Annotated in this window: 14 protein-coding genes, 2 tRNA genes and 3 pseudogenes; 15 read left to right on the top strand and 4 right to left on the bottom strand. The window is 69.6% G+C overall.

What is annotated here, in order from left to right; all coding sequences use genetic code 11:
• Positions 1–136: 136 nt before the first annotated feature.
• Positions 137–364 (bottom strand): hypothetical protein, encoded by a 228-nt coding sequence (locus DNK56_RS18100; protein WP_111329451.1) that lies wholly within the window; start codon positions 362–364, stop codon positions 137–139.
• Positions 365–513: 149 nt separating this feature from the next.
• On the opposite strand from DNK56_RS18100, the gene DNK56_RS18095 reads away from it, so the two are divergent.
• Together DNK56_RS18095 and DNK56_RS34740 are read left to right on the top strand one after the other, a co-directional pair.
• Positions 514–1,857, top strand: coding sequence for a tetratricopeptide repeat protein (locus DNK56_RS18095; RefSeq protein ID WP_241989703.1), 1,344 nt, complete (start codon positions 514–516; stop codon positions 1,855–1,857).
• Between the two features lie 1,185 nt (positions 1,858–3,042).
• A complete protein-coding gene (locus DNK56_RS34740; RefSeq protein WP_146610455.1) occupies positions 3,043–3,228 on the top strand; it encodes a hypothetical protein in 186 nt (61 codons plus the stop codon).
• Here DNK56_RS34740 and DNK56_RS18085 read toward each other — a convergent pair.
• Positions 3,197–3,610, bottom strand: coding sequence for a GntR family transcriptional regulator (locus tag DNK56_RS18085; RefSeq protein WP_111329456.1), 414 nt, complete (start codon positions 3,608–3,610; stop codon positions 3,197–3,199). The two genes, DNK56_RS34740 and DNK56_RS18085, sit on opposite strands and share 32 nt — an antisense overlap.
• 186 nt (positions 3,611–3,796) lie before the next feature.
• Here DNK56_RS18085 and DNK56_RS18080 point away from each other — a divergent pair, with 186 nt between their 5' ends.
• The 11 genes and pseudogenes from DNK56_RS18080 (at position 3,797) to DNK56_RS36045 (ending at position 9,659) form a co-directional block, all read left to right on the top strand.
• Complete coding sequence (locus DNK56_RS18080; protein ID WP_111329459.1) at positions 3,797–4,156, top strand: hypothetical protein; 360 nt, start codon at positions 3,797–3,799, stop codon at positions 4,154–4,156.
• On the top strand, positions 4,153–4,362 hold the full coding sequence (locus DNK56_RS18075; protein WP_111329461.1) for a hypothetical protein: 210 nt from the start codon (positions 4,153–4,155) through the stop codon (positions 4,360–4,362). The genes DNK56_RS18080 and DNK56_RS18075 overlap by 4 nt, the downstream gene beginning before the upstream one ends.
• A complete protein-coding gene (locus tag DNK56_RS18070) occupies positions 4,359–5,780 on the top strand; it encodes a cell division protein FtsK (RefSeq protein WP_111329464.1) in 1,422 nt (473 codons plus the stop codon). The genes DNK56_RS18075 and DNK56_RS18070 overlap by 4 nt, the downstream gene beginning before the upstream one ends.
• 33 nt (positions 5,781–5,813) lie before the next feature.
• Positions 5,814–5,966, top strand: a complete 153-nt coding sequence (locus DNK56_RS35015; RefSeq protein WP_158558500.1) for a hypothetical protein — start codon at positions 5,814–5,816, stop codon at positions 5,964–5,966.
• 42 nt (positions 5,967–6,008) lie between these two features.
• Positions 6,009–6,785 (top strand): DUF2637 domain-containing protein, encoded by a 777-nt coding sequence (locus tag DNK56_RS18065; RefSeq protein WP_111329469.1) that lies wholly within the window; start codon positions 6,009–6,011, stop codon positions 6,783–6,785.
• A gap of 145 nt (positions 6,786–6,930) precedes the next feature.
• Positions 6,931–8,157, top strand: a pseudogene (locus DNK56_RS36785) (replication initiator); the annotation flags it as partial.
• Positions 8,158–8,371: 214 nt separating this feature from the next.
• A complete protein-coding gene (locus tag DNK56_RS18055) occupies positions 8,372–8,554 on the top strand; it encodes a helix-turn-helix domain-containing protein (RefSeq protein ID WP_111329475.1) in 183 nt (60 codons plus the stop codon).
• Positions 8,555–8,813: 259 nt separating this feature from the next.
• Positions 8,814–9,065 carry an N-terminal phage integrase SAM-like domain-containing protein gene (locus tag DNK56_RS36055; RefSeq protein ID WP_241989979.1) on the top strand — a complete coding sequence of 84 codons (252 nt, stop codon included), beginning with the start codon at positions 8,814–8,816 and terminating at the stop codon, positions 9,063–9,065.
• Positions 9,062–9,319 carry a hypothetical protein gene (locus DNK56_RS36050; RefSeq protein WP_241989978.1) on the top strand — a complete coding sequence of 86 codons (258 nt, stop codon included), beginning with the start codon at positions 9,062–9,064 and terminating at the stop codon, positions 9,317–9,319. Before DNK56_RS36055 ends, DNK56_RS36050 begins: the two co-directional genes overlap by 4 nt.
• Entirely contained in the window at positions 9,295–9,420 is a 126-nt protein-coding gene (locus DNK56_RS36470) for a hypothetical protein (protein ID WP_274578644.1), read from the top strand. The genes DNK56_RS36050 and DNK56_RS36470 overlap by 25 nt, the downstream gene beginning before the upstream one ends.
• A complete protein-coding gene (locus tag DNK56_RS36045; RefSeq protein WP_241989977.1) occupies positions 9,417–9,659 on the top strand; it encodes a tyrosine-type recombinase/integrase in 243 nt (80 codons plus the stop codon). The genes DNK56_RS36470 and DNK56_RS36045 overlap by 4 nt, the downstream gene beginning before the upstream one ends.
• 255 nt (positions 9,660–9,914) lie before the next feature.
• Here DNK56_RS36045 and DNK56_RS18045 read toward each other — a convergent pair.
• Both DNK56_RS18045 and DNK56_RS18040 read right to left on the bottom strand, forming a co-directional pair.
• Positions 9,915–9,985: transfer RNA gene (locus tag DNK56_RS18045), tRNA-Arg, on the bottom strand.
• Between the two features lie 160 nt (positions 9,986–10,145).
• Positions 10,146–10,236, bottom strand: a tRNA-Ser gene (locus DNK56_RS18040).
• 196 nt (positions 10,237–10,432) lie between these two features.
• Between DNK56_RS18040 and DNK56_RS36040 the strand changes: the two are divergent.
• Together DNK56_RS36040 and DNK56_RS18030 are read left to right on the top strand one after the other, a co-directional pair.
• Positions 10,433–10,874: pseudogene (locus DNK56_RS36040) on the top strand (SSI family serine proteinase inhibitor).
• 204 nt (positions 10,875–11,078) lie between these two features.
• Positions 11,079–12,744 (top strand): annotated as a pseudogene (locus DNK56_RS18030) (PAS domain-containing protein); the annotation flags it as partial.

Genomic DNA, 12,744 nt, shown 5'->3' with positions numbered 1-12,744 from the left:
GTGGGGTTGTATGTGGCAGGGAGAAGTCAGGTGGGGGTGGAGGCGGCGGCCACTCCCAGGACGAAGCCGCTCGATGCAGAGATGGTGATGATCAGCAGCAGTCCGGCGTAACGGCCGACGACTGCGACTAACCGCCTCACAGACGCTCTCCGCGACTGCGCTCGTTCGCCCTGCGCACGGCGGCGCTCATCTCGGCCGCGGCGTCCTGAGGCTCGGGACGGCTGTGCTGCGGGCACTCACACGGCGGGAACAGGTTCGAGCCCGGCGGCGGGTCCGCGCCCTCGTAGGTGTCGATCCTCAGCACCCCGTCCGCGCCCCGCTCTTCGGTCAACTGGGCCAGTCGGGCCCGCGCTTCGCTTTTCATCCCTCAGTCCCTCAGACGATGGCTGCGGCGAGGTCTCGCCGTTCCCTGCTGCCTCTACGCAACCGCGTGGCCACGCACAGCGGTACCGTTGCAGCAGCGCCGGGACTTCAAAGCCTTGAAAGTTCGCAAGGGCACGGGGAGTTGAGGGCATGGCCACGCGTGAACCGAACGGGGCGCTCGGGCGCCTGCTCGCCGAGAGTCGCTGGACCTATCGCCAGTTCGCGCGGGCGGTGAACCGCGTGGGCACCGAGCTGGGCACGCCCCTGCGATACGACGAGTCGGCGGTGAGCCATTGGCTGGGCGGCACCGTGCCGCGCGGGGCCGTGCGGGTGTGTGTCCTGGAAGCCCTCTCTCGGCGTCTGGGGCGGCCCGTGACGCACGCTGAGGCCGGTCTGCCTGTTCCCCGCGATCACTCCTCCTCGACAGCCGCGGATACCGTGGAGGGGCTGATCGACCTCGGGAGGCAGGACATGGACCCATCGCGCCGCAGTGTCCTGGGGGCCGGCCTGTTCTCTGTCGCCCTCACGATTCCCGGGTGGCCGGATGTCATCGGCCGTGCCGAAGCGGTCCAGTCCGGCCGCGCCCGCCGGATCGGCATGAACGAAGTGGGCATGGTCGTCGCCATGACCGAGCGCGTCTCGGAACTGGACGACCAGTTCGGCGGTCGCCACGCGCGCCCCATGGCGGCCTCGTTCATGGTGAACACCGTGGCGTCCTACCTGCGCGCCGACGCCCCCGACGACGTGCGGAAGGCCATGCTGTCCGCGGCCTCGGACCTGCTGTACCTGACCGGCTACATGGCCGTGGACGAGGGGCTGCACGGCCTCGCGCAGCGCTACTACGTCAAGGCACTGGAACTGGCGGGCGCCGCCGAGGACCACCTGACCTACTGCACGACTCTGCGCGGCATGAGCGTCCAGGCGATCGATCTCCGTCACGGGGGAAAGGCCATGGAGCTGGCAGACGCCGCAGCAGCGGCCTCCCCGAAGGCCGGGCCTCGCATGCTTGCCTTCCTCGCCGGCCAGCAAGCACACGCCGCCGCGCAGACCGGCGATCGGACTCGGGCGCTGCGGTACATCCGGGAGGCCGAGACCGCCATGGACCGTGCCGAGTCGCGCGGCAAGGCGTTCGGCTCGTACGACCCGGCGTCGCTCAACTACCACATCAGCCAGGTTCGTTACGAACTCGGCGACGTCTCCGGCGCCATCGAGGCCATGCAGCAGTCCGACAAGGTGCGCTACAGCGTCTACCGCCGCGCGCGCGTCCGACACCGCGCCATGCTGGCCGAACGGCAACTGGAGGTCGGCCACCTGGAAGCGGCCTGCGACACCTGGCACCAGGCGCTCGACGACTACCCCATGGTGCAGTCCGGCCGAGCCGACGACCGCGTCAGAACCATGTTCGGCCTCCTCCGGCCGCACCTGAAGAACACGACCGCGAAGGACCTCTACGACCGCGCACGAACGGTCGCCCCGCCTTCCCTGGCCATCTGACTTGGGCCGTTGGCGACCTCAGCCACAGAAAGTCAGCCACGACGGCGGGTGCGCCGACCGATCACCCGCCACGTGTGTCTCCAGCAACCACCCACCGGCCCCAGCCACGCTTCCCCAATCCGTCACGGCCTCGACCCCGTCCCGGCCTGAGCGCTGCCGCCGGCCTCGCCTGACGAATGGGCAAGGGCCGGCTGCCCGGCGCACGGCTGGATGAACGGCAATCCGCGGTGACCGGTGCGGACTTGGCATGCATCCCGCTCCTGCTGGCCGTGCTCGTCGTGGGGCGGCTGGCGGGGTTCTTCACGGGTCTGGCTGCCCGCTTCTCGGGCTTTTGCGGCGCGAGCGGGCGGGGGCCGTCGCGGGCGGTGGCGGAGACATGGAGCCGGCGGCGGCCTGGGGCCGCCGCGCCGCGCGGCCCGCGTCAGCGGGCCGCCTTGATCCAGTAAAGAAACTTTGGACAGCTCACCCCTTCGGCGGCTCCGGCCGGTAGGGAGTGGGCTGTTTTGCCATGTCTCGCCCAACTCACCGCATGATCAGCCTGTTTCATGACGGTCTGTTCGCGGGATCGCAGAAAAGTATCCACAGGCGAACCGTTGCATGGTGGGGCTGTGGAAAAGTCGACGGCTTATCTGGCGATATGTGAGCCAGGTCACGAGGGGGCGGTGTCACACCGACGGGGTTCTTCCGCACCTGTTCCAAGTGCAGGGGGCGACTCGTCGCGGCGGTGGTGTCCGCTCTCGATGATCCGCTGTCGCGCACGCCGGAGGGTCCGAAGATGTCAGGCGCGGAAGGGGGCGGAAGTGACCGGCGTCACATTTGATCAGGGTCACACACACCCCGGAAAACCGACCTCTATAGGCGATCCCTGAAATCGGGGCGGCGGAACATAGCCGACGATCGCCGGTTAGTCAAACCGGCGCTTCTCCAGACCCTTGATGCACTGCCCGGACGACTGGAAGGACAAGCAGCATGAGCGCACAGAAGGGGCGCCGTCCCGTGAGGCGGGACGCGAAGGAAGGTTTCTGCCCGCCCGGCGGGAGCGCTGGGCCATGGCTCTCGAACCTGTCCGGTTCGGCCGGTAGACCTGGCTCAACAACCGCGGTGACGGCATGCCTTACGGCACGGGCAAGCCCTGATCCGCCGGTGGATCATCGCTGGGCAAGCCTTCGGGCAAGCCCCCGGCGGTTGGCTGAACTCGACACGCAACAACGGCGCGACAACGAACGGGTGGAAATGAACGAGCGCGAGGCAGAGCTGATAGCGGCGAAGCTCAAGGAAGTCGAAGACAAGGTGGCGCGACTCGAAGATCTGACGCGCCGGATGCTCGAAAACGCTCGCGCTACTTCTTCGGCGGGTTCTTCGCCTCGGTGATGCCACCGAGCTGCCCGAAGACCTGGAACAGGGTGTCCAGCCTGGCATTTATGGCATCCAGGCGTTCGGACAGTTCGACATATTCCGGCGTGGGCATCTGCCCGCCGCTCGCCGCCTCGGGAGTGCCGGCCTTCGGGTCGGCCTCCGGTAGGGGATCGGCGACGAAATTGCCCCGGCCCGGCATGGTGTTGATGAGTCCTTCGTCGCGCAGGATGCGCAGGGCGGAACGCGCGGTCATGTTGGCGATCTCGTACGTCGCCTCTAGGTCGCGAGACGAAGGAACCCGCTCTCCCGGCTTGAGTCGGCCGGACCGGATCTGCCGCCGCAGCTCCTCGGCGACCAGACGGTACGGCGGGGTGTCGGAATCCTTGGGCAGCTTCATAGCCCGAGGGTAGCGGGCCTGGCCCGCCTACCGCAGTAAGACCCTGTTGCACCTCCCATTTTCCGACGGGCCCACCCCACCTCAGGTGCGATGTGCGCTAAGCGCTTGACGCACTGATGGCGGGTAGTGCACTGTTGATCTCGCTTCGCCACCCCGGCGAAGCACTACCGAAGGGACGTAACACCCATGGCTCGTATCCGTGTTGGCCTGCTCCCGTCCTCGTCGTTCGTGGCCGGCAACCTGGCGGTTCCGAAGTACGCGGACGCCGAGAAGACCCAGTTCGCGGTGGACCGTGAGACCGGCGCGAAGCTGTTCACGATCACCCTCTTCTTCATGGAGGAGGAGCGTGCGGAGGCTATGAAGATCACCGTTCCGGAGACCGGTCTGCCCAACGGGCTGAAGCCGGGTGTGCCGGTCATGCCTGTGGAGCTGTTCGCCACCCCGTGGGCCCGGATCTTCAACGGCTCGCTCTCGGACGGCATCGCCTACCGCGCGGAGCGCCTGGACCTGGTCGGCGGTCCGGCTTCGGCCGCTGAGGCGGCGTGAGCCGCACTGCTTTCCGGCCCGGCGTCGAGTGCAGCTACCCGCTGCCTCACGCCGGGCCGGATGCCCGGCTCGGTGACTCCCTCATCAGCTCGGTGGCCGGTGTGCTCGTCGGCTACGGCCTTCCCCGCCTGACGGCCCAGGACCGGGCCGCCCTCGAAACGGCCCTGGTGGCCTTCGTCTACAACTCTCAGGAGAGCAACACATGAAGGACAACGACCCGACCGGAGGGGCCTTCGGCTATGGCCTCCTGGTCGTCGGCGTGGCTCTGGCCGTACTGGGCGGCTGGTCGGTGTGGTGGGTGGTGCGCTACCTGCGGGCCGATGCCATGACCCGGCGGTCCATCCGGCAGGCGATTCGGATCCGCTGGGGCTGGAAGCGGCTGGCGCGAATGTGCGGGCTGTCGGTCACGGACAAGATGCCGACCGCCCTGGCCTCGCTCGCGGCCGCGGACGGCAAGGAACCCAAGCCCCGAGTCCTGGTCCCGGCCCTGAAGGTCACCCCGGACGCCTTCGGGGTGATGGCGGAGGCGACCTGCCTGCCGAAGGTGGGTCTGGCGGAGTTCCAGAAGGCCGCTCCCTATCTGGCGGACGCCTGGCGTATGGCCCGCGTGTCCGTGTTGCCAGGGGAGAAGCCGGGGCAGGTGACGTTGCGCGGGGTGCGGGTGGATCCGCTGATCGTGCCGACCGTTCATGCGCCCACCGGCCGCGTGCCGGAGGAGTGCGCGGTGTGGGAGCTGGGGGTGGACGAGTACGGCCTGCCCGTGGTCGTGCCCCTGAAGGAGGTCCCTGGGGTGGCCATGGGCGGCCTGCCGGGATTCGGGAAGACCTCGTGCGTGAACCGGCTCGTGTGTGACTGGGCACCTTCGCCGGCCATCCAGTTCGTCTTCTTCGACGGCAAGGTCTCCCACGCCTACGAGGGCGACTACGCCGACCTCGTGCAGCGGGCGTTCGAGTTCTGCGGTGACGACTTGGAGGAGGCGAACAAGAAGCTGAAGGAACTGGTGCAGCTGCGCCGCGCCCGTTCCGCGTCCATCCGCCGCGTGCTGGGCGTGAAGAACATGTGGCACGTCGGCCCCTCGGAGGACTGGCCGCTCATCGTCATCGTCATCGACGAGGCCCACACCTACTTCCGCGACTACAAGGGCTCCGACCCGGCCACCAAGAAGCTGGCCGCGCTCGCGGCGGAGAACGCCCGCCTGGTGGAGGACCTGGTGAAAAAGGGCCGCTCGGTCGGCTTCCTGACCTTCCTGACCACGCAGAAGACCACCGGAGACGCGATCCCCACCTTCATCCGCGACGTGTGCCCGGTCGGGCTGTCCTTCGCGCAGAAGACCGCCGACGCCGCCGTCGCCGCGCTCGGCGACGACATCCGCGAGTGGCCCGACGCCAGCCCGGTCAACCTTCAGGATCCCGCCTACGTCGGCGTGGCGGTCATGTCCCAGCACGGCCGTCCCGGCTTCGTCCGCATCCGCACCCCCTACGTCGCCGACGAGGACGCCGCCCGTGTCGCCGAGCGGACCACCCACCTCGTGCGCCACCCGGCCCGGCTCCTGGAGGGCCTGACCGGATGGACGGTCGTGGACCTCACCAAGGAGGACCCCGAGCCCCCGGCGCAGGCAGCCTGACATGCGCCCTCGATGCGGATCTACATCCGACACATGCGCAAGGCCATCACCGCCGGGGACCTCGACCGCGCCGAGCGGATCGGCATCGCCGCCTACCGCGTCGCCAACGCCCACGAACGCCAGGTCCTTCAGACCTACCTCGGCCCGAACGTCGCCCGCCGGGCCGGCCTCACCCCCAAGGTCTGACCCCACGACCCCAACACCCCCTGGAAGGAGGTGAATTGCCTCATGTCAGAAGACCGGATCACTCAGCGCACCGTGACCGTGGTCATGGCGGTCATCGCCCTGCTGGCCTTCGTTTTCTCCTTCGGCAACGTCTGGAGCCTGGCCCTGCGTCTGGGCGTCCCCGACCCGGTCGCGCCCCTGATCGCGCCGATGGTGGACCTGTCCGTCCTCGGCCTCCTGGTCGCCCTGCGGTACCTGTCCCTGCACGGCGTGGCCGCCGAAGACCTCAAGGGCGCGAACAGGCTGATGCACACCTCCGGCTTCTTCACCCTCGCCCTCAACATCGCCGAACCCGTGATCGCCGGGCACTACGGCCGCGCCTGCGTCGATGCCGTGGCCCCGCTGCTCCTCCTCGGCTGGGGTGCCGTCGGCCCCGCGCTGCTGCGCCACTTCCACGCCGTCACCGCACCGGCCATGTCCCCGGCCCCGGCTCCGGTGACCGCCCCGGCTCCCGTCGGCGACGCGGAACCGGCCTTCGCACCTGCGCCGGCCTTGGCCGAGACGGAACCCGACCCGTCGCCCACCCCGCTTGTGGCGCCGGACCCTGCCCCCGTCGTGCTGCCGGTCACCACCCCGGCCCCCGTCGCGCCGGCCCCCGTCGCGCCTGCGCCCGTCGCGGCGGCTCCTGCGGTCAACGTGCCTGAACCGCTACTCGCCGAAGCACGTTCCATCGCCGCGTCCCACCACGCCGAGCACGGCGAACCCATCACGGCGGCCCAGCTCAAGAGGCGACTCGGCATCGGCCTGCCTATGGCCACCGCCCTCTACACCGCCCTGTAGCTCCGCACCCTCCGCCGGCCTTCCCGGCACCACCCCGCCCTCGCCCGGCCCTGGGCCGACCCGTCATGCCTGCGGGCAGCAGCCCGAGCGCTGATCACTGCTGCCCGCAGGTCCACCTCGCGCCAGAAGGGAGACCCCGCCACTCATGCGCACCCTCGACCTGCGCCACGTCATCAGCCCCGGCCTGCGGGACCTGATCGAGCTGGCCAACACCCACGACTTCGACCGCGTACAGCAGCAGATCCGCGACCTGCGCGGCTGCACCAGCCCCATCAACCTCCACGGCTTCACCGTCACAACCGACACGGCCACCAAGGAAGTGGTCCGCTCCTACCGTTCCGAAGACGAACCCTCCGGACGCCTGCTGACCACCTGCGGCAACCGCCGTACTTCCCGCTGCCCGCCTGCTCCCGCCTCTACGCCGCCGACACCTACCACCTGATCAAGGCCGGACTGTCCGGCGGCAAGAACGTCGCCGAAACCGTCCGCGACCACCCCGCGCCTTCGTCACCCTCACCGCCCCTCCTTCGGCCCCGTCCACAACCGCCCACCACCAACGCAGGACAGACCCGCCCCTGCGCCTGCGGCGACACCCACGCCGAAGACGCCCCCGAACTCGGCACCCCACTGAACCCGGCCACCTACGACTACACCGGCGCCGTGCTCTGGAACGCCCACGCCGGACAGCTCTGGGCACGCTTCACCACCTACCTGCGCCGCGCCCTGGCCGAACACCTCGGCACGACGCAGAAGGCCTGAACTCGGCCCTGCGGGTCTCCTTCGCCAAGGTCGCCGAGTACCAGAAGCGCGGCCTGGTCCACTTCCACGCCGTCATCCGCTTCGACGGCCCCGACGGCCACACCAGCCGCCCCCGCCCTGGGCCACCTTCGACGCCCTGAGCGCCGCCGTGGGCCTGGCCGTCGAACGCGCCCGGCTCACCATCGCCTCCGACGCCATCGGCGAACGCGTCATCGCCTGGGGCCGCCGGTACAAGGTCGACCCCATCACCGCCCTGGGCGACGGCGAACTCACCGACGCCGCCGTAGCCGGATACGTCGCCAAGTACGCCACCAAGAACGCCGAAGGCACCGGCACCGTGGACCGCACCCTCATGTGCGCACCTGCGCCGGACGCGGCCACCTGCGCGGCCCGACGACTTCCACGACGTGTGCGCCGACTGCGACGGCACCGGACAGCCGAACCCATCAAGGCCCTGCCCATCCAGCAGCACGTACGGCAGATGATCCGCACCGCCTGGGACCTCGGCGGCCTGCCGGAGTTCGCCCACCTCAAGCTCTGGAAGTGGGCCCACATGCTCGGCTTCCGCGGCCACTTCTCCAGCAAGTCCCGCGCCTACTCCACCACCCTCGGCGCCCTGCGCGACGTACGCCGTGACTGGCGCCTCGCCCAGGCCGAAGCCGCCCGCACCCGCGCCGGCCACCCGCCACCGACGAGACCACCCTCGTCACCACCTCCTCCTGGACCTACCTCGCCAGCGGCTACCGCCCCGGCGAAGAACTCCTCGCCGCCATGTCCGCCACGACATAGCCACACCGCACGCCTCAAGCACGAAGGCTGGTGCCTGCATGACGACCGCCGTACTCACCGTGGACCAGGTCGCCGAGCGTCTCGGCATCAGCCGCTGGAAGGTCCACGACCTGATCCGCTCGCGCGAACTCGCCTCCTTCAAGATCGGCCGCTGCCGCCGCATCAGCGAAGCCGCGCTTGCCGCCTACGTATCCCTCCGCACCGAACAGGAAGCCGCCTGATGGCCAAGCCGAAGAAGAACGCCAACAACGAGGGCACCATCTACCCGCGCAAGGACGGCCGTTGGGAGGGCAGCGCGTACGTCCTGACGACGGACGGCACGCACAAGCGGCGCAGCGTCTACGGCAAGACCTGGGACGAGGCGCACGAGAAGCTGACCAAGCTCAAGGCCGACTCGCTCAGCGGCCTTCCGGTGGCCACCAACAAGATGACGATCGCCGAGTACTGGCGTACTGGCTGGCGAGCGTCGCCAAGACCAAGGTGCGCCCGACGACCTACGTCAACTACGAATCCCTCGTCCGGAACTACGTCACCCCGGAGTTCGGCAAGAAGAAGCTGGTCCGGCTCACCGCCCGTGACATCCGGGCCTTCCTCATGAAGACGGCGGCGACCTGCCAGTGCTGCGCTCAGGGGAAGGACAAGAAGCGGCCGGAGCACAAGCGGCGCTGCTGCGCCCTCGGCAAGTGCTGCAAGAAGCTCCCCTCGGACCGGACGTCCGCTTCCTGCTGGTGATCCTGCGTGCGGCTCTCCAGCACGCCGTACGGGAGGACGAGCTGCCCCGCAACGTGGCCCGGAACGTGGAGCTGAGCATGGGTACCAAACGCGAGATCGAACCGCTCACCGCTGCGGAAGGGCGTCGGCTCCTGACGGCGGCCCGGGACAACCGGCTCTGGCCGCGTACGAGCTGGCGGTCCGTATCGGGCTCCGGCGGGGTGAGCTGCTGGGGCTGCGCTGGTCGGACGTGGATCTTCTCGACGGGGTTCTGACCGTCCGGCAGGCTCTTCAGCGTGTGGGCGGCGAGCTGCTGATCGTCGCGCCGAAGACGCAGCGCTCGGCCCGGCGCGTGGCACTGCGGCCGAATGCGTGACCGCGCTCCGTGCCCAGCGCGTCCAGCAGATCGCCGACCAGAAGGCGCGGCCACAACTGGAAGGGAACGGGGAAGGGCTCGTCTTCACGACGAAGAACGGGACTCCCATCGAGCCGCGCAACCTGAACCGGTCCTTCGAGGCCCTGTCCGTCCGCGCCGGCGTCCGTAAGGTCCGCTTCCACGACCTGCGTCACACGTGCGCGTCCCTGCTCCACGAACAGGCGCCGACGCCCGCATGATCATGGAGGTTCTGGGCCACAGCTCGATCCGCGTGACCATGGACATCTACACCTTCGTGCGGCTGACTCCCAGCGCTCCGCTTCGACCGCGTCGGGGACGCGCTGAGGGGTGACGGCAACGGGCCGGACGATGACGACGGCGCGGCCGGTGCCCTCGTAGCCGTCTGATCGGCTCCCGAAGCGGTTGCCGTCAAACACTGCGTCAAGACAAAAGCCAGAGGCCCTGTGGATCACTCACAGGGCCTCTGGCTGCTGTGCACTCGGCAGGATTCGAACTGCAACTTCTGATCCGTAGTCAGATGCTCTATCCGTTAAGCTACGAGTGCTTGTGCTTTCGGGGCTTTTTTTCTGCCCTGTCGGCGTTGCGAGAACAACATTACATGACCTGCGCCGGACGCGAAATCCATTGTCCGGACCCTGCCTGAGCTGGGCAGATGCCGGGAACGGCGAAGCCCGGTCCTGGGGGACGGGGCTTCGGTGGTGGTGCGGAGGCGGAGGGATTATGAACCCTCGATCAGGGGTTACCCCGAAACCGCATTAGCAGTGCGGCGCCATAGACCGGACTAGGCGACGCCTCAGCGCACATCCGCGCGAGCGCGAGTGGTGCATGCAGATGATGAACACAGCAACACGCTGTGCCACCAATCGCGGCCTACGGTACTAGGGAGTCGGCCGCGAGGGCAAAGCGGTTTGCCGCGCGCAACGCCGGGCCGAGTGGCGCGTTAGGCATGGCGGGCGCGCCCCCGCAGGTTCAGCGCCACAGGAGTCCGCAAATGATGCGCCGTCTCGCCTCACCGCTGTCGCGTCCCTCGCCGCGCTGTCCGCCGCCGCGCCCGCCGCCTCCCGGCGGGCCGCTGCCGCTGCCTCTGTCGCTGCCGCTGCTGCAGGGCCCCGGCGACGACACCCGGCTCACCGTGGTCGTGGCCGGCTCCGGAACCCGAAGCGGACGGGACGTACGAGCTGGAGTGCGGCCCGGCGGGAGCCACCCGGCCGCGGCGCAGGCCTGCGAGCGGCTGGAGCAGCTGAGGCTGCAGGGCAGGAACCCGTTCGCCCCGTTCCCGCAACGCGATGTGTACGCAGCAGTACGCGGGGAAGCACCGCCCGTGTCACCGGCACCTGGCACGGGCACCGCATCGACGCCCGGTTCGCGCGGACCAACGGGTGCGAGATCGCCCGATGGAACGGCGCCGCCCGGTTCTGCCGAACGTGAGGTGACCGTCCCGGACCCGGCGGCCGGTCCGCACGGGTTCGACGAGGGTCGGAGCCGTACAAGCCGTGCATCACACCTTGGTGAGAGCTCCCCTCATCCGCAGTCCCGCGCCCGCCCCTGCCTTTAGACTCCTTCAGTGACAGCCCGGGGCCCGAGGGGCAAGATGGGCCGCTGTCGGCAAGTGCAGTAATCAGGGAGGAACCGTCGTCGTGAGCAGCAGGCCATCCGAGCGCTGCTCGCCTCGCAGCCATATCGATGCCCTTCCGGACGGGCTCCTGCTCGTCAACTGCAACGGTACGGTCGTCAACGCCAACACCATCGCCTCGAGATGTTCGAGACGCCGGGCACCGCGCTCGTCGGTCGCGGGCTGCTCGATCTGCTGCCGGAGTTCGACTCCAAGCTGATCCCGGGTCGATGCGCAGGCCGGAGGCTGCGGACGAGCGCGGCCGTACCAAGCCCACGCGCATGGTCGCGCGGCGCACCGACGGCCACGAGTACCCGTCGAGGTGACGAGCGCCAGCCTGGAGGACGGGCAGGCGGCGTACAAGGACGTCCAGGGCTCGTACGGCGGCGGTGGCGGCTATACGGGCGACGAGCTGCTGATGCTCGTCGTGCGCCTCTCGGGCACCGTGGACACCGAGGCCGAGCTGGCCCGCTCGCAGCGCCAGACCGAGATGATCCTGCGGGCCGCGGCCGAGGGTGTCGTCGGCACGGACACGGACGGCCGCGTCGTCCTCGTCAACCCCGCCGCGCGCAGATCCTCGGCTTCCGGGCCAGCGATCTCGGCGGCAAGGAGCTGCACCCGCTGATCCTGCACTCGCGCGCGGAGGGCGAGCCCTTCCCGTACGAGGAGTCGCCGCTCGCCGACACGCTCAAGTCGGGGCGCAAGCATCGGGTGCGCGGCCAGGTTTTGTGGGCCAAGAGCGGGGAACAGGTGCCGGTCGACCTGACCACCGCGCCCGTCCGCGACGGTGACCAGCTCGTCGGCGCCGTAATGACGTTCACCGACCGTCGCCCCTACGAGGAGCTGGACAAGCGGCGCAAGGACGAGATCGCCGAGCTGACCGCGAACCACACCGCCGCCGTCGCCGAGCTCACCGAACGGCACGCCGCCGAGACCGCCGCCCTCAAGGAGGCGCACGCCGCCGAGCTGGCCGACCGCACCGAGCGTTACGCCTCCGAGCTGGAGAAGCAGACCGAGCGGCTGACGGACCTCACCGCCCGGCACGCCCAGCTCACCGCCGTGCTCGGCGAGTCGCTGCGCGGGCCCCTGGAGGAACTGCGCGGCGAACTGTCGGCGCTCGCCGCCGACCCCGCCGGCCAGCTGTGGCCCGAGGCGAACCAGATCCTTCACCACCTGGCCGCCGGTTATGCGCGCATGACGACGCTCATCGACAACGTTCTCGGCTACCAGCGCCTCGACAGCGGCGCGGAAGAGCTGATCAAGTCGCGGGTGCTGCTCGACGGGGTCGTCACCGCCGGTATCGACGCTGCGGTCGAGCTGATCGGGCCCGGCCGCGCGCAGTTCGCGGTGCACGCTCCGCCGATCGAGCGGAGGTCGACGCCGGGCGTCTGGTGACCGCCGTCGCCCATCTCGTGGCGGATGTCGCCGGTGTCGATTCGACCGGCAAGGCCCGGCTCGTGCCGGGTGGCGGCTATGTGGATTCCCATCGTCGTCGCCGCCGCTCAGCGCGGTGACGTCGTGCGCATCGAGGTGCGCGGGCCGTTCGCCGGGGGCGACCCGGTGCATGTGCCGATCGTGAGCGGCATCGTCCGCGCGCACGGCGGGTGCTCCAGACGCACGAGATGCCGGGCATGAGCGGCAGTGCGTACGTGCTGGAGGTGCCGATCGGCGCGGGTGCGGGGACGGTGGCG

Origin of the sequence: Streptomyces sp. AC1-42W (assembly GCF_003248355.1) — a bacterium.
In the GTDB taxonomy this organism is placed as follows: domain Bacteria; phylum Actinomycetota; class Actinomycetes; order Streptomycetales; family Streptomycetaceae; genus Streptomyces.
The sequence above is the reverse complement of the archived record's forward strand: the minus strand, read 5'-3'. Positions and strand labels throughout refer to the sequence as shown.